Annotated in this window: 17 protein-coding genes, 1 tRNA gene and 2 pseudogenes; 17 read left to right on the top strand and 3 right to left on the bottom strand. The window is 39.8% G+C overall.

Annotated features, from left to right (window positions below):
* Nucleotides 1-10 precede the first annotated feature (10 nt).
* Nucleotides 11-1,492: a RagB/SusD family nutrient uptake outer membrane protein gene (locus tag HMPREF9010_RS13760; RefSeq protein WP_008648654.1), complete on the top strand. Its 1,482-nt coding sequence runs from the start codon at nucleotides 11-13 to the stop codon at nucleotides 1,490-1,492.
* Between the two features lie 183 nt (nucleotides 1,493-1,675).
* Nucleotides 1,676-2,473, top strand: coding sequence for a hypothetical protein (locus HMPREF9010_RS13765; protein WP_008648648.1), 798 nt, complete (start codon nucleotides 1,676-1,678; stop codon nucleotides 2,471-2,473).
* Between the two features lie 92 nt (nucleotides 2,474-2,565).
* Here HMPREF9010_RS13765 and HMPREF9010_RS13770 read toward each other — a convergent pair whose 3' ends face one another.
* Complete coding sequence (locus HMPREF9010_RS13770; RefSeq protein WP_008648647.1) at nucleotides 2,566-3,771, bottom strand: MFS transporter; 1,206 nt, start codon at nucleotides 3,769-3,771, stop codon at nucleotides 2,566-2,568.
* Between the two features lie 207 nt (nucleotides 3,772-3,978).
* On the opposite strand from HMPREF9010_RS13770, the gene HMPREF9010_RS13775 reads away from it, so the two are divergent.
* From HMPREF9010_RS13775 to uxuA, 5 genes are all read left to right on the top strand, one after another.
* Nucleotides 3,979-4,224, top strand: a complete 246-nt coding sequence (locus HMPREF9010_RS13775) for a GlsB/YeaQ/YmgE family stress response membrane protein (protein WP_004297125.1) — start codon at nucleotides 3,979-3,981, stop codon at nucleotides 4,222-4,224.
* 44 nt (nucleotides 4,225-4,268) lie between these two features.
* Complete coding sequence (locus HMPREF9010_RS13780; RefSeq protein ID WP_004297124.1) at nucleotides 4,269-4,556, top strand: YtxH domain-containing protein; 288 nt, start codon at nucleotides 4,269-4,271, stop codon at nucleotides 4,554-4,556.
* Between the two features lie 390 nt (nucleotides 4,557-4,946).
* Entirely contained in the window at nucleotides 4,947-6,020 is a 1,074-nt protein-coding gene (locus HMPREF9010_RS13785; protein ID WP_008648646.1) for a substrate-binding domain-containing protein, read from the top strand.
* A gap of 21 nt (nucleotides 6,021-6,041) precedes the next feature.
* Entirely contained in the window at nucleotides 6,042-6,854 is an 813-nt protein-coding gene (locus HMPREF9010_RS13790) for an SDR family oxidoreductase (protein WP_004304110.1), read from the top strand.
* Nucleotides 6,855-6,917: 63 nt separating this feature from the next.
* Nucleotides 6,918-8,087, top strand: a complete 1,170-nt coding sequence (gene uxuA, locus HMPREF9010_RS13795; protein WP_004304108.1) for a mannonate dehydratase — start codon at nucleotides 6,918-6,920, stop codon at nucleotides 8,085-8,087.
* A gap of 74 nt (nucleotides 8,088-8,161) precedes the next feature.
* Here uxuA and HMPREF9010_RS13800 read toward each other — a convergent pair whose 3' ends face one another.
* Entirely contained in the window at nucleotides 8,162-8,758 is a 597-nt protein-coding gene (locus HMPREF9010_RS13800; protein ID WP_004304106.1) for a 3'-5' exonuclease, read from the bottom strand.
* 305 nt (nucleotides 8,759-9,063) lie between these two features.
* On the opposite strand from HMPREF9010_RS13800, the pseudogene HMPREF9010_RS26155 reads away from it, so the two are divergent.
* From HMPREF9010_RS26155 to HMPREF9010_RS13810, 3 genes and pseudogenes are all read left to right on the top strand, one after another.
* Nucleotides 9,064-9,237 (top strand): annotated as a pseudogene (locus HMPREF9010_RS26155) (ammonia-forming cytochrome c nitrite reductase subunit c552); the annotation flags it as partial.
* A gap of 37 nt (nucleotides 9,238-9,274) precedes the next feature.
* Nucleotides 9,275-10,099, top strand: coding sequence for a helix-turn-helix domain-containing protein (locus tag HMPREF9010_RS13805; protein ID WP_008648642.1), 825 nt, complete (start codon nucleotides 9,275-9,277; stop codon nucleotides 10,097-10,099).
* An 81-nt stretch (nucleotides 10,100-10,180) separates the two neighbouring features.
* Entirely contained in the window at nucleotides 10,181-10,597 is a 417-nt protein-coding gene (locus HMPREF9010_RS13810; protein WP_032852544.1) for a pyridoxamine 5'-phosphate oxidase family protein, read from the top strand.
* A gap of 67 nt (nucleotides 10,598-10,664) precedes the next feature.
* Here the strand turns inward: HMPREF9010_RS13810 and HMPREF9010_RS13815 are convergent, their stop codons facing one another.
* Nucleotides 10,665-10,940 carry a putative quinol monooxygenase gene (locus HMPREF9010_RS13815; RefSeq protein WP_004297114.1) on the bottom strand — a complete coding sequence of 92 codons (276 nt, stop codon included), beginning with the start codon at nucleotides 10,938-10,940 and terminating at the stop codon, nucleotides 10,665-10,667.
* 393 nt (nucleotides 10,941-11,333) lie between these two features.
* Between HMPREF9010_RS13815 and HMPREF9010_RS13820 the strand changes: the two genes are divergently transcribed.
* The 7 genes and pseudogenes from HMPREF9010_RS13820 to HMPREF9010_RS26765 form a co-directional block, all read left to right on the top strand.
* Nucleotides 11,334-12,173: an RteC domain-containing protein gene (locus HMPREF9010_RS13820; protein WP_008648640.1), complete on the top strand. Its 840-nt coding sequence runs from the start codon at nucleotides 11,334-11,336 to the stop codon at nucleotides 12,171-12,173.
* 108 nt (nucleotides 12,174-12,281) lie between these two features.
* Nucleotides 12,282-12,884: a DUF1062 domain-containing protein gene (locus HMPREF9010_RS13825; RefSeq protein ID WP_004304101.1), complete on the top strand. Its 603-nt coding sequence runs from the start codon at nucleotides 12,282-12,284 to the stop codon at nucleotides 12,882-12,884.
* A gap of 85 nt (nucleotides 12,885-12,969) precedes the next feature.
* Complete coding sequence (locus HMPREF9010_RS13830) at nucleotides 12,970-13,671, top strand: SIMPL domain-containing protein (RefSeq protein ID WP_004304099.1); 702 nt, start codon at nucleotides 12,970-12,972, stop codon at nucleotides 13,669-13,671.
* 217 nt (nucleotides 13,672-13,888) lie between these two features.
* Nucleotides 13,889-14,977 (top strand): ribosome small subunit-dependent GTPase A, encoded by a 1,089-nt coding sequence (gene rsgA / locus HMPREF9010_RS13835; protein WP_008648638.1) that lies wholly within the window; start codon nucleotides 13,889-13,891, stop codon nucleotides 14,975-14,977.
* Nucleotides 14,978-15,175: 198 nt separating this feature from the next.
* Nucleotides 15,176-15,295 (top strand) — tRNA-OTHER (locus HMPREF9010_RS26150).
* Nucleotides 15,296-15,508: 213 nt separating this feature from the next.
* Nucleotides 15,509-17,755, top strand: a complete 2,247-nt coding sequence (locus HMPREF9010_RS13840) for a hypothetical protein (RefSeq protein ID WP_008648637.1) — start codon at nucleotides 15,509-15,511, stop codon at nucleotides 17,753-17,755.
* A gap of 327 nt (nucleotides 17,756-18,082) precedes the next feature.
* Nucleotides 18,083-18,397, top strand: a pseudogene (locus tag HMPREF9010_RS26765) (transposase family protein); the annotation flags it as partial.

Genomic DNA, 18,397 nt, shown 5'->3' with positions numbered 1-18,397 from the left:
AGACTAAATTATGAGAAAAATAAAAATTAAATCCATTCTTGCCGCAGTTGCCGGACTTTTCCTGGCAACGAGTTGTAGTAGCAGTTTTTTGGATACGGACCCAACGGATGCGGTAAGTTCAGAAAAAGTACCTGTGCCCGAAAATGCAGCGGCACTTGTGAATGGTGCCTGGTATAATCTGTTTGATTATTCAAGTACTTATGCCAATATCGGTTATCGGGCGCTTCAGTGTCTGGATGACATGATGGCAAGTGATATTGTTTCCCGTCCGAAATACGGTTTCAACTCTTCGTATCAGTTTAACGATATAGCGTTACCTTCAAACAATAGAACAGAATTTGCTTGGTATCTGATATATAAAACGATCGATAACTGTAATACTGCCATTTCCATTCAGGGAGATTCGGAGGAGCTCCGGCAGGCGCAGGGACAGGCATTGGCGTTGCGTGCTTTCTGTTATTTACACTTGGTGCAGCATTATCAATTCACTTATCTGAAAGATAAAGATGCTCCATGTGTTCCTATATATACCGAACCGAGTAATAGTTCGACAGTTCCGAAAGGAAAATCAACGGTGGCACAGGTTTATCAGCGTATTTTTGATGATCTGAACCTGGCACAGGATTATTTGAAGAACTATGTCAGGAGTGGTGATAACCAGAAATTTAAACCGGATGTTGCCGTGGTGGATGGCCTCTTGGCTCGTGCTTATCTGTTGACAGGGCAGTGGGAAGAGGCAGCGAAAGCAGCTGAAGCCGCACGTACAGGATATGCGTTGATGACAACGACAGCCGAATACGAAGGCTTCAATAATATTTCCAATAAAGAATGGATATGGGGATTTCCTCAAATACCTTCCCAATCGGATGCCAGCTACAACTTCTATTATCTGGATGCAACATACGTCGGAGCTTATAGTAGCTTTATGGCCGATCCTCATCTAAAAGATACCTTTATCGAGGGTGACATTCGTTTGCCTTTGTTTCAGTGGATGCGTGAAGGGTATCTGGGATATAAGAAATTCCACATGCGTGCAGATGATACAGCTGATCTGGTCTTGATGCGTGCTTCTGAAATGTATTTGATAGAAGCGGAGGCGAAAGTTCGTGATGGAGTGGCTTTGAATCAGGCTGTTATTCCATTGAATACGTTGCGCAATGCCCGTGGAGTGGGAGATTATGACGTGACAGGGAAATCACAGGAAGATGTTCTCAATGAGATTCTGATGGAACGCCGCCGTGAACTTTGGGGAGAGGGATTCGGTATTACAGATATACTTCGTACACAGGGTTCCGTAGTACGTACTGCTTTATCTGATGAAATGCAGAAGACAGAAGTCGATTGCTGGCAGGAGGGTGGTAGCTTTGAAAAACGAAATCCTCTGGGACATTGGTTCCTTAACTTCCCGAACGGTAAACCGTTTACAGCAAATAGCACCTATTATTTGTATGCTATCCCCCAGAAAGAAATAAACGCTAACCCTAACATATAAATAGCTCTCTTAATTTTTTGACTTTGACCTTAACTTGTAGACCGGTATACGTCGTGACGATGCATACCGGTCGTTTTCTTTCTTCTGTTAAGTATGTTAATAGAATAGAGTTTCGTAGGTTATGTAACTGTTTTATTGTAACTTTGTAGGATAATTATTACTCACAAATTAACAAATTAAAGTATGAAAACTAGACTTTTATTTTTATTGTTGTTCATTGGCTTAGGATTAGTATCCTGTGATAACAATGATGAGCGTTTCTTTCTTTATGAAATAGATGATATTTATTTCCCAGATCAACCTATTAGTGATATAGTAATGGAGATAACTGATGGTGCTGCTGTAGGAATGACAGGTGGGGTAGCTCCTTATACTGTAGAAACTGGTGATGAAGAGATAGCAAAAGCTAAGATTCAGGAAGAATATGGTTATGTGATGATAGCTCCCGTTCAATTGGGAACAACATTTCTTGTAGTGAAAGATGCGAATGGACTGACTGCTAAAATTGATGTAAAGATAATCAAAGGTACGAAATCCTTTACTACAAAGAAAGTAAGTGTAAAAGTCGAAGGACTTGAGGGTGATGAGAAAGTAGATTTAGAAAATCAAGTTATTGCAAGCTCGGATATGCATGTAACTGGCGGAATTAAATTTATTTATGATACAAAAGATAGTGGTACGCTTACTGTAATTCCTTCAAAGGATGATATATCTAACGTTATTACTGCTTCTTTTACCAGAGAGATAAGGCAAACGGATGAAAAGACATTTACTTCTTTTATTTATGTGAATTATAATGATATAGACCATGTGCTTTATTTCACCTCTCCAGAAAAAACTCCATCAGAAGATGATGTTACTCGCGCTCTTGGCCCACTGTATTGTTGGTTAGTAGAAGATGTAACGAAAATATATAATAAAACATATCCCAATGTCACTTCTGTGAAACGTATCTATGAAGGGCAATCAAGTAGATATTGAAGCTAAAAATGTGAAGACGAGTTCAGATTATAAATAATATAAATCGCCTCACTATAATCATTATAGCAGGGCGATTTTATTTATATAGATTTCTATCCAATCTTTTTCTTCTTCAAATTAGGCAAAAAGAACGTGACCAATCCCAGCAGCGGCATGTAAGCACAGATATTATATACATATTCAATACTCGTTTTATCCGCTAAATTGCCAAGTACAGCAGATGCTACACCAGCCACTCCGAAAGCAAATCCAAAGAACAAACCGGATATCAATCCAAGTTTGGTAGGAAGCAACTCCTGTGCATAAAGCAATATGGCAGGAAAAGCGGAAGAAAGCATCAATCCCACACAGAAGCTAAGGATAATAGTCCACAGCAGATTGGCATGTGGCATTAGTAAACTGAATGGGGCAGCTCCTAAAATAGAAGCCCAAATCACATACTTCCGACCGATACGGTCACCGACAGGTCCGCCAATTAATGTTCCGATAGCAGTAGCTACCAGGAAAATAAATAAATATAGCTGCGAATCTTGTACACTTACATTGAATTTATGAATCAGGTAGAAAGTATAATAACTGGTGAGACTTGCCATATAAATATATTTGGAGAAAATCAGAATCAGCAATATCGCGATTGAAAGGGCTGTCTTATCCATAGGCAAAGGAAGATGAACTGGTTTTCTGACACTGACAGTCTGTACTTTCATCCGGTTTAGATATGATTTATACCATTTGCAAATTGGGTACATCACTCCGATAGCAGCTAAAGCCACAAATGCAAATACGATGAGATGTTGCCTGCCATAAGGAGCCACCAACAGAGCAACCAGCAAAGGGCCTAATGAACCTCCGAAGTTACCACCTACCTGAAAGAGTGATTGTGCCAGTCCACGTTTTCCGCCGGAGGCAAGGAACGTGATACGGGAGGCTTCCGGATGCAGTACGGAAGAGCCAATTCCGATTAAGAATACGGAGGCTAATATCCAGTATAGATTATCAGAGAATGCTAAGTTTATCAAACCAATCAGTGTAAAGCTCATTCCGATAGGCAATGACCATGCGACGGGATGCTTATCAAAGAAAATTCCGGTAATCGGTTGAAAAACTGAAGCGGAAAGTTGATAAACTAGTGTGATAAGTCCGATTTGCGCGAAACTAAGTCCTAAATCATCTTTAAATAAAGGATAAGATGCTGATAGCACCGACTGTAAAAGATCGTTGAGGCAATGCGAAAGACTCAATGCAATCAAAATGGAAAATGTAATTTTTCCTACGGGTTGTTCCTGATTCTGTACCATAATACCTATTTACTATTGAAGTGTTCCTGAAAAATCGGCTGCAAAGGTACGGAAACTTCCCGTTTCTCAATATATATTTGCTGTGATTAATTCAATATGATAGGAATAAAGCTCTAAGACTAAGGATTGTAAATTGTCGTTAATTCAGTTTTGAGTGACTGAACTATTCTTCATACCTACTGTTGTTAAATAAAAAAGGAGGATTATATGGGCTTTATATGGTATATCGTTATTGGTATTGTGGCTGGATTCCTCGCAGGTAAAATAATGCGCGGCGGAGGTTTTGGTCTTGTTATAAATTTATTACTTGGTATTCTTGGAGGTGTACTGGGCGGTTGGGTGTTTGCCCTTTTCGGACTGGCAGCTTCAGGACTGATCGGAAGTTTGATAACTTCCACCGTAGGAGCTATCCTTGTATTGTGGATTGCTTCTTTATTCTCGAAATCTAAATAGATATTTATATAATTTATTTTTAATCCTAAAAACAGAACTTGATTATGGAATGTAGACATGGAAATTTCTGGATTGGACTCGGAATTGGGTCAATCCTTGGCGCAGTAGCTTATCGTCTTTCACGTACAGCAAAAGCAAAACAATTAGAAAGTGAAATTTATAATGCTATCCATCGCATAGGTCGTGATGCTGAAATAGCTGCTGCTCATGCTGAAAGAAAAGCAGTGGATCTTGGACTTAAAGCAGTAGAAGCCGGTGCGGAAATTGCTGATAAAGTAGCAGATGAAGCCGATAAAGTGGCCGGAAAAGCAAAAGATAAGTGGGGAAAATAAGAATTCCAAAACGGGTAATCGATTTAAATAGAATCGGTTACCTGTTTTATTTTATATACGTTTAATCTTTTATTTCTAGCCTTATCAGTCACTATTTGAATGATGTGTGCACGAACACATATTGGTGTATCTTCTCCATTATTTTCACTTCCTTCAAGAATCAAAAGCTACTTTTCCTCTGGTTTCTCATCTGATAAGTACTTTTTTATCTATACTATCTTTACTTTTTCTTATGTTTAACAACATGTATACTTCCTTGCTGTTGTGGTTAACTTGCTGATTATTAGTAGTCTGTTCTTTATTGTGTGTTATGTGTGTGCGCACACACTATTGCTTAATTCAATAATTCATTTTACTTTTGCCGATGAAAAACAAGATACTTATCAATAGATGGATAAAGAGTTTTCAAATATTCGGATTGTAGACATTGCCAAGATGGCAGGAGTCTCTGTTGGCACGGTAGATCGTGTAATACATAATCGTGGCAGGGTATCTGAAGAAAACAGGAAAAAGGTACAGGCGATTCTGGAGATGGTACATTACCAGCCCAATCTGATGGCACGTTCATTGGCGGCCTCCAAAAAGCAATATCATCTTCTTGCGATTACTCCTTCTTTTGTTCAGGGAGAGTATTGGGAAGCTATTTCGGAAGGTATAGATAAAGCAGCGTCGGAAATGGAATCGTATAACATCACCATTACCAAACTCTTTTTCGATCAATATAATAACAAGACTTTTGATGATATCATCCGTAATCTGCTGAATGAGAAAGTAGATGGTGTATTGATTGCGACTTTGTTTACGGATTCTGTTATCCGGCTTTCGCAGGAACTTGACAGGAATGAAATACCTTATGTGTATGTTGACTCCAACATTGGAGGGCAACATCAACTGGCTTATTTCGGAACGGAGTCTTATGATGCCGGAGTGATTGCTGCCAGATTGTTGATGGACCGGCTTTCTTCGTCTTCCGATATATTGATGGCGCGAATTATTCATAGTGGGAAGAATGACTCTAATCAGGGAAAGAACAGGCGGGAAGGTTTCTGCCATTATCTCACGGAAACAGGGTTCAACGGAAATCTGCATGAAGTAGAGCTGAAAATAAATGATTCAGTGTATAACTTCATGAAGCTGGATGAAATATTTGAAGCTAATCCGAATATAAATGGGACTGTTATTTTTAATTCAACTTGCTATATTTTAGGGAATTACCTGAAAGCGAGAGGAATGCAATCTGTCAAACTGGTTGGTTATGACCTTATCGGGAGAAATACACAGTTGCTTTCCGAAGGTGTGATAACCGCATTGATTGCGCAACGTCCGGAGCGTCAGGGATATGATGGTATTAAATCATTGTGTAATCATCTGTTGTTCAAACAGAGCAGTGAAAAGGTGAATCTGATGCCTATCGATATTCTCCTTAAAGAGAATCTGAAATATTATCTGAACAATAAATTATAAACATATAAACTTGTAAGAACCATGAATGAATTATTTAACGTAAAAGGCAAAGTAGTTGTTATCACCGGTGGAGCTGGTATTTTAGGTAAAGGTATTGCTGCGTATCTCGCAAAGGAAGGTGCAAAAGTGGTTGTGCTCGACAGAAGTGAAGAAGCAGGAAAAGCATTGGTAGACAGTATCAAAGCAGAAGGAAATGAAGCCATGTTCCTTTACACGGATGTGATGGATAAAGAAGTGTTGGAAGGCAACAAAGTGGAAATCATGAAGGCTTATGGCCGTATTGATGTTTTGTTGAACGCTGCCGGAGGTAACATGGCAGGTGCAACTATCGCTCCGGATAAGACTTTCTTCGATTTGCAGATTGATGCATTCAAGAAAGTGGTGGATCTGAACCTTTTCGGTACAGTATTGCCTACAATGGTATTTGCTGAAATTATGGTAGAACAGAAGAAAGGTTCTATTGTAAACTTCTGTTCTGAATCGGCTCTTCGTCCATTGACCCGTGTGGTAGGTTATGGTGCGGCAAAAGCAGCTATTGCCAACTTTACTAAATATATGGCTGGCGAACTGGCTTTGAAATTCGGTAACGGTCTGCGTGTAAATGCCATCGCTCCGGGATTCTTCCTGACCGATCAGAACCGTGCGTTATTGACTAATCCGGATGGTTCTCTGACTGACCGTTCAAAGACCATTCTTGCTCATACTCCATTCAACCGTTTCGGTGAACCGGAAGACCTTTATGGAACAATCCATTATTTGATTAGCGATGCTTCTAACTTCGTAACAGGTACAGTAGCTGTTATCGACGGTGGATTTGATGCATTCTCTATCTAATATTGGGATGATATCATTCTGTTTTTAATCATAATTAGTAACTTGTAATCAGGAAAGAATAATATGTATTTATGTGAACAAACTTGGCGCTGGTATGGTCCTAATGACCCGGTTAGCTTGTGGGATATTAAGCAGGCAGGCGCTACTGGTATAGTAAATGCTCTTCATCACATTCCAAATGGTGAAGTGTGGACAGTAGAAGAGATCATGAAGCGTAAGCAAATGATTGAAGAAGTGGGTCTGACATGGTCTGTGGTAGAAAGTGTACCTGTACACGAGCATATCAAAACACAGACGGGCGACTTTATGAAATACATCGAAAACTATAAGGAAAGTATCCGTAATCTGGCGAAGTGTGGCGTGATGGTAGTTACTTATAACTTCATGCCTGTATTGGACTGGACCCGCACAGATCTTGCCTATACAATGCCGGACGGCTCTAAAGCACTCCGCTTTGAAAAAGCAGCTTTTGTAGCTTTCGATCTTTTCATCTTGAAACGTCCGAATGCTGAAAAAGACTATACTCCGGAAGAAATAGCTAAAGCGAAAGCTCGTTTTGAGCAGATGAGCGAAGACGACAAGAAATTGTTGGTTCGTAATATGATTGCCGGACTTCCGGGTTCGGAAGAAAGTTTCACGGTAGAACAATTTCAGCAAGCATTAGATCGTTATGACGATATTGATGCAGAGAAGCTTCGTTCCAACCTGATTTTTTTCTTAAAAGAAATTGCTCCTGTTGCCGATGAAGTAGGAGTGAAACTGGTGATTCATCCGGATGATCCTCCTTATACCATCTTAGGTTTGCCTCGTATTTTGAGTACGGAAGAGGATTTCAAGAAATTGATTGAAGCCGTACCTAACGAATCTAATGGCCTCTGCTTGTGTACAGGCTCTTTTGGTGTGCGTGCCGACAATGATCTTGCAGGTATGATGGAGCGTTTTGGCGACCGTGTGAACTTCGTACACTTGCGCAGTACACAACGTGACGAGGAAGGAAACTTCTACGAAGCTAATCACTTGGAAGGAAATGTAGACATGTACAACGTAATGAAGAGCCTTATTCTTCTACAACAGCGTCGTAAATGCTCTATCGCTATGCGTCCCGACCACGGACATCAAATGATTGATGACTTGAAAAAGAAAACGAATCCGGGATATTCTTGCCTGGGCCGTCTTCGCGGATTGGCTGAACTTCGCGGCTTGGAAATGGGTATTGCAAAATCTATCCTCTAATCGAAGTACATAGTTAGCACTTTATTATCAAACACTACGGCTATTATTGATTGAAATAATAGTTGTAGTGTTTTTCATTTGCTCTTTTTCACTGGTTGAGGAATAAGTGAAGCGAATAAATCTCCAACATGTATATCTTTATCAGCTTTCTTTGTTTTTCTTGCTTTTTTCGGTTCGGGAATAATAAGTAAAGCTATTTGTGCGCAAGCCTCTGCATCTGCCAGTGCGTGGTGGTGATTCTCTAAATGATATCCGCATCGTTCTGCTACCGTATGCAACTGATGATTGGGCAAATCTTTTCCAAAGACTTTCCTCGAAGTACGGCAAGTACAATAAAACTTATAATCAGGATAAGTCATGTCATATAATTCGTGAACCGCCCGGAGACAACCTTCATCAAAAGGACTGTTGTGCGCTACAAGTGGCAGACCGTCTATCAATGGTTTGATTTCCGCCCATACTTCCGGAAATTCGTCGGCTTCCATCGTGTCGTCGTAAGTTAAGCCATGAACAGCTGTGGTCCATTGCGTATAATAATTGGGGCGGGGACGGATCAGACGATAGATTTTATTCGTTATTTTTCCTTCCCTTACGATGACAACCCCAACACTGCATACGCTGGTACGTTTGCCGTTGGCTGTTTCAAAGTCGATAGCTGCAAAGTTTATCATCGTTTCTATTATTTTTTCGGATACAAATATAGCATAAAAAATGAGGTTGGAGAAAATATAGTAACAGGATTGGCAAATAGAAACCTTTTACTAAAAATTGAATTAAAATGGACTTTGGGGAAACATTTCCAATAAAAAACTCTTCTTTTAAAGAATTTACACTATTTTTGTTCGACATAAACCAAAGGCATGGACAGAATGGAAAATCCGGGACCATTTGCCCCCTCCTGTCCAAATCAAATTGATCCCCTGAATCCAATCTAAATTGATCCCTTTTGTCCAGCTGAAAGTGACCCCTTCAAATTGAACGTGGATATACTGGTGATGTTCCGCTTCCGGATATCACAACGAAAGAAAAGGCGCAGCAATATATCGGTTTGGATATGGCTGCCGAAAAGGTAGGCAAAGATAAATTTCTCGAAGAGATTGTCCCTGAATGGCTTCAAAAGGCAAAGGCAAACGGACGCATCGTTGATTAGAATTTATTTTCGCTATATTTGCGTACAAAATAGATCCATGTATACAGAATATCAGCCTTCTCATTTACTTGTTCCCTACATTGATAGCTATTGGGAGTTTAAGGGCAATCCGGATTATGGTATGCGCATCCATATTCTGCCGGATGGTTGTACCGATTTTATATTTACGCTGGGAGAGGTGGCTAATGCTGTTGAAGAAGGGAGTCTGATTATGCAACCCTATCGTTCCTATTTTGTAGGACCTATGACAAAATATTCGGAACTCGTCACTTATACAGAATCGATTCACATGTTTGGCGTTCGTTTTTTACCTTGTGGTATGTCTTGCTTTACAAACCTGCCTCTGCACGAATTTGTGAATAGCAGAGTCAGTACTAATGAGATGAAGGCTGTTTTTGATGACACTTTTATTGAAAAATTAGGTGAGCAGAAGCATGTCACAGATCGAATACGAGTAGTGGAAGAATATTTGCTGGCATATTTGGCGCGTCATTATCAGCCTGCCGATTCTCATGTCGCTATGGCAGTGAACATGATTAATCATTCCAAAGGAAAACGTTCTGTTCGCAGCTTGATGGATGATGTCTGTTTGTGTCAGCGTCATTTTGAGAGAAAGTTCAAGCATTATACCGGATTTACTCCTAAAGAATACAGCCGTATTGTTAAATTTAAGAATGCTGTGGAATTGTTGAGAACCACAACATCAGCCAATCTGTTGACTACGGCAGTTGATGCAGGATACTATGATTTAGCGCATTTTTCAAAAGAGATTAAGTCGATGTCCGGCAATACTCCTGCGTCTTTTCTTTCCCTAACCGTTCCGGAAGAAACCACACTTACTTATATCGAACCACAAAGATAGATTAGGTAAAAGTCGCTTTTTTACAATAGAATGGGAAGATATGCCGTTACCTTTGCAAGATTAATAAAAACCAATCAGCTTATGACCACAAAAACAATGAAAGAGAAAGCAACAGAATTGTTGCAGAGATGTGAAGTAGTTACCTTTGCTTCTGTGAATAAAGAAGGTTATCCCCGCCCTGTACCGATGAGCAAAATCCTGACAGAAGGAATTTCCACTATCTGGATGTCTACCGGAGCAGATTCACTAAAAACAATTGATTTCTTATCGAATCCGAAAGCAGGATTATGCTTTCAGGATAAAGGAGACAGCGTGGCGTTAACGGGGAAAGTGGAAGTTGTAACTGACGAAAAGATGAAGCAGGAACTTTGGCAGGACTGGTTTATCAATCATTTTCCCGGTGGCCCCACTGATCCCGGTTATGTCTTGTTGAAATTTGAATCGAATCATGCAACTTATTGGATTGAAGGAACATTTATCCATAAGAAACTCGACTAATTCTACTCGGAAAGATAGTGAAATAGTGAATTTTACGAGGCTGTTCGAGAACAGCCTCGTAATTCATTTAGAATTCAAATTTTTCCAATTTCATTTCAGCCAATTTCTGAATGATACCTACATATTGAGCGAAATGGGGAGATTTTTCGTGTGCTGCCAATACTTCGGCATTCTGCCAAGTTTCGCAAATCATGAAAACGTCAGGACGCGTGCTGCTTTCGAAAGTATCATAAGCAATGCATCCTTCTTCTTTTAAAGAACAGGCAGTCAGTTCTTTTGCCGCTTTTATCGCTTCTTCGCGGTTGGATTCGTTTACACGAACAAAAACATTTAATCTGATCATAGTCTTTTTTATTTATATAATTAAAAGAATTGCTTTCTCACAGTATCTGTGAAAAGTCGGAGGCAAAGATACTATTTTTCTATACTTCTGGTGAGTTTATTTCAAAAATTCATATAAACTTCATGTCATCCTAAAAAAACAATTATATTTGCATCTGAATTCTAAAAGCAATGATTTTGGGCACAATTCTTAAATTTGTTATAGCTTAATATTAGCCTCATAAACCACAGGCTAATTTCTTTCGTTTGAGTAGTTCTATACTTGAACAGGTTTTTCATTTTATCATTTTTATTATTCACTGCATCGTTTTTCAAAACTGATGCAATTAAGGTATTCAGGCTTTTAGTCCGGTTCATGGTAATCAGATGGGAGTGGTGGGTGCGTTGAGAATGAATGGAAAATTTCGTAAGAAATAGTAAGCTGAACATAGAGGAAGAAATAAAAAGGATTGAGCTGCAGCCGGTTGATCCTTTGGATAGAATCAGGCAGATCATTGGTGTCGTACAGGTTTCGCTGACTTCGCTGAAAACAACTGTTGTCGGATATCAGTTTCGAAGTGCTGAAGAAGAGATTCTTTTCTTTAAAGTCTCGAAACCGCAGATTTCCGGTCTGTTGATGTTTTATGTCCGTTTGTATCAGATTGAAAAGAATCGTATCGACAAATCTCTGTCATCCCAATGCAGATATCTGAAGATTGAATTGGAGAACCTGCAAAAATCATTTTTGAATAATGACTTTTATGAATATTACCGTGCCGGTCGAACAGAGCTTGATAACCGCTATTTTATTCGGGAGAATTATGATATTCTTTCTGATATACATTGTCATCTACTGGATAGAGATATTTCTTTTACCACCTTGCATGATTCGAGTGTTGCAGAAATTCTGGCGAATAATCGCTTGATAGAATATGTGTCGGAGGAAATAGAGCAGCTGACAGAGAAACTTCATCTTAAATTCACTTCCATTGTAGACAGTAAACTGTTGCAATGGACGGACAGTAAAGTTGCTTTGGTTGAGTTTATCTACGCCTTGTATGCAGGTAAATGCTTTAGTAATGGAAATACGAGTTTGAAAGACATTGCTTTTTGTTGCGAAACACTGTTTAATATCGAGATAGGTGATTTTTATCGTATATTCTTGGAAATCAGGAATAGAAAGAAAAGCAGAACCCAATTTCTGGATAAGTTGAAAGAACAGATTATAAAGATGATGGATGAGCTTGACAGATAAATTTCAGGGCGTCTTGTGACATCTTGTGAATTATACAAATGGCTATTATCCAACTTTGCGGAGAAATATAATTGATTCACAAAGAAAGATAATCGCTTTTGTATAGTTATGGAAACAACATTTACATGGGAGATAAGGGTGAAGAATTGCCCCTTATTAATTAAGAAATGCAGTCACTGTGATAGTGACCGCTTTTATTGCAGTGATAAGTTCAGGATGAATGCACAGAAGAAAAACATTGATGTCTGGCTGATTTATAGATGTGTGAAATGTGATAACACTTGTAATATGACTCTGTTGTCACGAACTAAACCCGACTTGATTGATAAAAAGCTCTTTCACAGCTTTTCTATGAATGACAGGGAAGTTGCCTGGCAATATGCCTTTTCTGCCGGAGTGGCAAGTAGGAATAATCTTCAATTAGATTATGACAGTGTTGAATATGAGGTGATAAATACCGTCTCTTTAGAAGACATCCTGAATATGAGTAGTGAGATCATAAGTATCCAAGTCAAGTGTGATTTCGACTTGAGCCTTAAATTATCCTCATTGATAAAAAGATGTCTGCCTCTTTCCAGTACCCGCTTGAAGCTGCTGTTTGAAAAAGGGTATATTTCTTTACTTTCCGGCAAAACATCTTCCAAGTGTAAGGTAAAGAATGGCGATACTATTTTGATGGATCGAAAAAGCCTGATTGATTTCTTGGGATAAAATCGGTTTTACAGTTTTTTTTAATAGCTTTGTGAAATGATAATTCGCATTCTGTAAAAGAGGTTGTACTATTAAGATGGAAGATATGAAAAAGGTATGTTTATTAGCTTTTGTTTTGTTTACTTGGAGTATCGTTGTGAATGCACAGGAAAGTGATGGACGATACGTTGAAGTGACCGGTTCTTCTGAAATAGAAGTCGTTCCGGATGAGATTCATTTTCTGGTTCAGATTAAGGAGTATTGGCAAGAAGAATACACCGGTAAATCAAAAAAAGAAGAAGATTTTCATACGAAAGTGCCATTGGCAATGATAGAGAAAGATTTGCGTAAAAGTTTGCGCAAAATAGGAATAACGGATGATGCTATCCGCACACAGGAAATAGGAGATTATTGGCGTCAGAGAGGAAAGGAGTTTCTGATAGGTAAGCAATTGGATATCCGGCTTACGGATTTTGAGCAGATTAACTCTATTATTCGTTCAGTCAATACGTGGGGAATTGAGTCCATGCGCATCGGAGAACTCAAACATAAGGATTTGCCAATGTATCGGAAACAAGGTAAGATTGAAGCACTGAAGGCTGCCCGTGAGAAAGCATCTTATCTGGTGGAAGCGATGGGGCAGCAGTTGGGTGAAGTGATTCGTATCATCGAACCTGCCGATAATAACATAAGCCGTTATCTTCCTTTCGAAGCGCAGAGCAATGTAAGCATGGGTGCGGCAGCTACCGAGCAGTACCGGGTTATCAAGCTACGGTATGAAATGACGGCTCGTTTTGCCATTAAATAAAAATAGTCTATCTTTGTCGCATGACAAGAAATAATAAATCGGATTTGGTTTAGTAAACAATCTGTGTTTCTGATACAGATTGTCTTTTCGTTTGCTCTCGGATGATTCCTTCCGGGAGTACTCTTTATGTCTTTATAATTTCAATTTTTAACTTGCGTACAAGGGTGCTAAAAGTATCGTGGTGCTTTGTAACGTGTACGCTGTATACATTAAGATCATGAATAACGAAAATCAAACAATTCACAAATTCGACTTTAATTTAAACTGGTATGGCTGGAATGATAAACTAAGCCAACTAAAACAAGAATCACTCTACAGCACTCTTCCTCATGGACGTATATCCATAGTACATCGTACCTGCTACGAGGTCGTTTCCGAAAACGGATTGTTTCAGTGTGAACTCACGGGAAACATGATGTATGGGAAATCTGATGCTGAATTACCCTGTACGGGTGATTGGGTGCTTTTTCAACCATTTGATGAGAATAAAGGGATTATTGTCGATATGCTACCTCGTGAGCGGACATTGTATCGCAAGAAAAGCGGTACAGTTGCCGATAAGCAGGCCATTGCTTCTTACGTCGATAAAGCATTTATTGTGCAGAGCCTTGACGATAATTTCAATGTCCGCAGAGTAGAACGTTTTATGGTTCAGGTATTAGAAGAAAACATCAAGCCTGTATTGGTACTTAATAAATCCGATTTAGATTTTGACAGGCAGAGTGTTGAAGAACAAATAAATCATATCTCCAATCAGATACCCGTATTTTTTACGAGCATTCATCAACCCCAAACGATTCTCCGGTTGCGGGAATCCATATCAGAGGGAGAAACTGTTGTGTTTGTCGGTTCTTCGGGTATCGGGAAAAGTTCTCTGGTAAATGCACTCTGTGAAAAATCTGTGTTGCTTACCTCCGATATAAGCCTGTCCACAGGAAAAGGCCGGCATACATCAACCCGTCGGGAAATGGTATTGATGAATGATTCGGGTGTTTTAATCGATACTCCGGGTGTGCGTGAATTTGGCTTGGTTATCGACAATCCAGACTCACTGGCCGAAGTACTTGAAATCTCTGACTATGCAGAATCGTGCCGTTTCAAAGATTGCAAGCATATCAACGAACCGGGTTGTGCTGTTTTAGAAGCAGTCAATAGCGGTGTGTTAGATTATAAAGTTTATGCAAGCTATCTGAAACTTCGCCGGGAAGCGTGGCACTTTTCAGCTTCCGAACATGAGAAACGTAAAAAGGAGAAGTCCTTTACAAAACTTGTAGAAGAAGTAAAGAATCGTAAGGCAAATCGCTGATTTCTATTTAAACGATGCAGGTATTGGAATTTATTTTTTTCTTTAAAAGAGCAAAAAAGTTTTAGTTGCGCAAAAAGGCTGCGCACCACTGCATCTATCTTTGTCGAAGAAACAAGAAAACAGGTCAAGTACGGGTTACTTCCATACATCCTGTTAAGATATTGACTCATACGATTATCTGTTTTCCTGTTTCGTAAAGGGGCAGTAGCTCAGTGGGTAGAGCATCATACATAATCTTGAGATTATCCTGATGAAAAAGGTCAATTAAGATTTACTTCTATCCTGTGACGGTCGTCGGTTCGACTCCGGCCTGCTCCACAAAAATAAATATAGAGGTAGGACAGCAGCTTCGGGATTATCTGAAATGAGGTCAACCGGGGCTTACTTCTTAACGGTGGATAACGCTGGTTCGAATCCGGCCTGTTCTACCTCTTTTTATCAACTAAGGTCAAGGAAGACTTACTTCAAAACCGCAGGAATGCTCCATTGATTCACAGTCTTCCGATTACCTTACTTAAAAAAAACAAAGTTATGAATAAAGATTTGTTGAAAGTGTCTATCAGGCAGAATGCAATCTATTTGCCTTTGATAGAAGAAGAGAAAAAGCAGGAAGAGTTGACTTCGACTACCATTGCATTGGTAGCCCAACTCCGTAAAGTAGGATATAGCTTGTCCGAAGAACTGCTGCATGCCATTAATCAGTTATATCCGGCTCAACAGATGATGATTCTTCAGGTGATGAAAGAAGCATTGGGCGTGACGCTAAACTGGTCTCCATTGGTGAAAGGGTGGGATGTACCTACCGGAGAAACGCGCTTGGATCATCTGGTTACATGGATCGCTAACCTGTTTAATAGCCAGAAAGGCCTTAAACTACCTTGCGGACACGTGATCCCTGATAATACATTTCCTATGGAACGATACAACGGTTGCCCGTTCTGCGGAACTCCGTTCCAAACGGCTACTACGGAATACTTCGGACAGGGAAGTAAATTGAAAGTGCTGGAACTTTGGCAGGACAAGGAGCTGAATGCTTTTTTCTGTGACTTGCTTGAATCGCGTACAGCTCTTGATGCCACACAAGCGGATAGCTTGAAAATAATGCTTGGCGAACTTCCGTTACCGGCAGTCGAAATCAAAATGAAGGAGACATTGATGTTGGTGATAGATACATTGGTGGAACAGGATAGAGCGCAGGAAGCGCAAATCTATTTCTCTACTCCGAATGATATATTGCGTTATCTGTGGTATAAGAAAACCGGATTCCTGCAAATCATAGAGCCTAAGACTATTATCCGTAAAACAGGTAGAAACAACACACATATATGTGGAGTTTTGGATAAAAGTCGTTCGGCAGCTCAAGCGAAGCGTGAGGAGTTGAAGTTGAAATATACGCGTCGTGAATGTAAAATGGTAGCTCTTTGGTTGAACAACCTGACAATGGCTCCGGAGAAGGCTTGCGAAATCATGCATCCGAAAAGAGAGATGTGGGTACGTATGATACGTGCGTTGCGTCTGGCGGAATATGCCCGTAAGCCGGAATTCGGAAATTTGAAGGAATTGATGGATATATTCTACCGCGAGGCATATACCGTTTGGCAGGGAGAAGTGGAGCGCAACCGTTTGAAGGCGAATGCGGAACAGACATTTGCTTTGTTAAAGCAGCGACCGGGTATGTTTGCACGTTCTTTATTTGCGAATATGCTTTGGTTCGGAGCGGAAGAGACGTTGGCTGCATTTAAAGAAGTGGTTCATTTGTTGCCGGCACGTTTGGTAGTTACTTTGGGTATGTATGCGGAGAGCTACTTTGAACCGGGACATAAGAGAATGGTGAAACCTTTAGGGGGGAATGCTCTTTTGATAGAACCACATTATTTGGTGGGTCTGTATATGGAGGATCAGCTAAAAGCGATGGTGAAGGATGTACAGGATTTGTGTAAGGAAGTCGTAGCTGCCCGTTTCGCCAGTGCAACTGTCGAAAGTGAAAACAAAAGTATGTATATTGACCCTATGTTGTTCCATATTCCGTTGGCTATCGGCGATCGTAGCGAAACAATTCAGGATACTTCCTGTGCTTTGCAGGGAACGCGTTTCCCGGTAGAGGGGGATAAAGTGCGATTGTTTATGCAGTGGGGAAAAGGGCTTCCGGCACAGCATCTTGACATGGACTTGAGTTGTCATATCACTTTGCCTTCCACAACAGAAGTTTGTTCCTTCTTCAACTTGCAAGCTATTGGCGCTAAACATAGCGGGGATATCCGAAGTATTCCTAATAAGAAAGGTACTGCTGAATATATCGAGCTGGATTTGAATGAACTGAACCGTGTAGGTGCGGAATATGTCGCTTTCACTTGCAATGCATATAGCAACGGGACTATCTCTCCTAATCTGGTGGTAGGTTGGATGAACTCTGCCTATCCAATGAAGATATCGGAAAGAACAGGAGTAGCTTACGATCCTTCTTGCGTACAACATCAGGTACGTATTTCCCAAAGTTTGCAGAAAGGGCTTGTTTTCGGAGTTCTGAAAGTGAAAGAACGGGAAATCGTTTGGCTGGAAATACCTTTTGGTGGACAGACGATTCTTTCTTTGGATACACAGACCATTGAAAAGTATCTGGATAAGCTGGAAGCGAAAACAACTGTTGGTGAACTGTTAGCTGTCAAAGCACAGGCACAGGGATTGAAGTTAGTTGATATTCCGGAAGCGGACGAGATATATACTCGTGAATGGGCATTGAATACTGCCGCTGTGACTAAATTACTGTTGGGTGATTAAATTCTTGGGAGGAATTGTCTTTTTCCTCCTAAGATTTAAAGGTCGTATCGCATAAAGTTATACCTTTGTATGCGATAGATTAATCGTCTGACTATAGTGTACTTTTCGTCTGACTGTAGTTTAATTTTCGTCTAACTATAGTCAGACGAAAGAGAAACTATAGTCAGACGATTAATTTTATGTATAGTTCAGGGCAGACGCGTTATATTTTTTACTATATTCTCCTTTGTTATTTCTTTGCTATACTATTGATTATTAATACACTATCATTTGTTTATATCGATTGTTTTTCTTATCTTTATAAGATATATTAAAACATAAACTAACATGAAAATTGGCATAATTGACCTTTGTAAACAAATAGAAGATCCTAGGATGAACCGCAAAAAAGTACATAAAATGGAAACCATTATCTATATATCCATTGCTGCTGTAATCTGTGGCGCCCAATCCTGGAATGAGATTGAGGAATTTGGCAATGCGAAAATTGCTTTTTTCAAAAAGTCGCATACCTGACCTGGAGTTCATCCCACGTCATGATACTTTTAATAGATTCTTCAGTATAATAAAGCCCGAGTATTTTGAGTTGATCTTTCGTAACTGGGTAAAACAAGTACTGTCAGGAGGTGAAAGGCGTTGTAG

This window comes from Bacteroides sp. 3_1_23 (assembly GCF_000162555.1).
GTDB lineage: Bacteria > Bacteroidota > Bacteroidia > Bacteroidales > Bacteroidaceae > Bacteroides > Bacteroides ovatus.
The sequence above is the reverse complement of the archived record's forward strand: the minus strand, read 5'-3'. Positions and strand labels throughout refer to the sequence as shown.

What these genes read in the sequence shown, in the direction of transcription:
- HMPREF9010_RS13760 (WP_008648654.1), top strand. Translation starts at nt 11, where the DNA reads ATGAGAAAAATAAAAATTAAATCCATTCTTGCCGCAGTTGCCGGACTT.
- HMPREF9010_RS13765 (WP_008648648.1), top strand. Translation starts at nt 1,676, where the DNA reads ATGAAAACTAGACTTTTATTTTTATTGTTGTTCATTGGCTTAGGATTA.
- HMPREF9010_RS13770 (WP_008648647.1), bottom strand. Translation starts at nt 3,771, where the DNA reads ATGGTACAGAATCAGGAACAACCCGTAGGAAAAATTACATTTTCCATT.
- HMPREF9010_RS13775 (WP_004297125.1), top strand. Translation starts at nt 3,979, where the DNA reads ATGGGCTTTATATGGTATATCGTTATTGGTATTGTGGCTGGATTCCTC.
- HMPREF9010_RS13780 (WP_004297124.1), top strand. Translation starts at nt 4,269, where the DNA reads ATGGAATGTAGACATGGAAATTTCTGGATTGGACTCGGAATTGGGTCA.
- HMPREF9010_RS13785 (WP_008648646.1), top strand. Translation starts at nt 4,947, where the DNA reads ATGGATAAAGAGTTTTCAAATATTCGGATTGTAGACATTGCCAAGATG.
- HMPREF9010_RS13790 (WP_004304110.1), top strand. Translation starts at nt 6,042, where the DNA reads ATGAATGAATTATTTAACGTAAAAGGCAAAGTAGTTGTTATCACCGGT.
- uxuA (WP_004304108.1), top strand. Translation starts at nt 6,918, where the DNA reads ATGTATTTATGTGAACAAACTTGGCGCTGGTATGGTCCTAATGACCCG.
- HMPREF9010_RS13800 (WP_004304106.1), bottom strand. Translation starts at nt 8,758, where the DNA reads ATGATAAACTTTGCAGCTATCGACTTTGAAACAGCCAACGGCAAACGT.
- HMPREF9010_RS13805 (WP_008648642.1), top strand. Translation starts at nt 9,275, where the DNA reads ATGTATACAGAATATCAGCCTTCTCATTTACTTGTTCCCTACATTGAT.
- HMPREF9010_RS13810 (WP_032852544.1), top strand. Translation starts at nt 10,181, where the DNA reads ATGACCACAAAAACAATGAAAGAGAAAGCAACAGAATTGTTGCAGAGA.
- HMPREF9010_RS13815 (WP_004297114.1), bottom strand. Translation starts at nt 10,940, where the DNA reads ATGATCAGATTAAATGTTTTTGTTCGTGTAAACGAATCCAACCGCGAA.
- HMPREF9010_RS13820 (WP_008648640.1), top strand. Translation starts at nt 11,334, where the DNA reads ATGGAAAATTTCGTAAGAAATAGTAAGCTGAACATAGAGGAAGAAATA.
- HMPREF9010_RS13825 (WP_004304101.1), top strand. Translation starts at nt 12,282, where the DNA reads ATGGAAACAACATTTACATGGGAGATAAGGGTGAAGAATTGCCCCTTA.
- HMPREF9010_RS13830 (WP_004304099.1), top strand. Translation starts at nt 12,970, where the DNA reads ATGAAAAAGGTATGTTTATTAGCTTTTGTTTTGTTTACTTGGAGTATC.
- rsgA (WP_008648638.1), top strand. Translation starts at nt 13,889, where the DNA reads ATGAATAACGAAAATCAAACAATTCACAAATTCGACTTTAATTTAAAC.
- HMPREF9010_RS13840 (WP_008648637.1), top strand. Translation starts at nt 15,509, where the DNA reads ATGAATAAAGATTTGTTGAAAGTGTCTATCAGGCAGAATGCAATCTAT.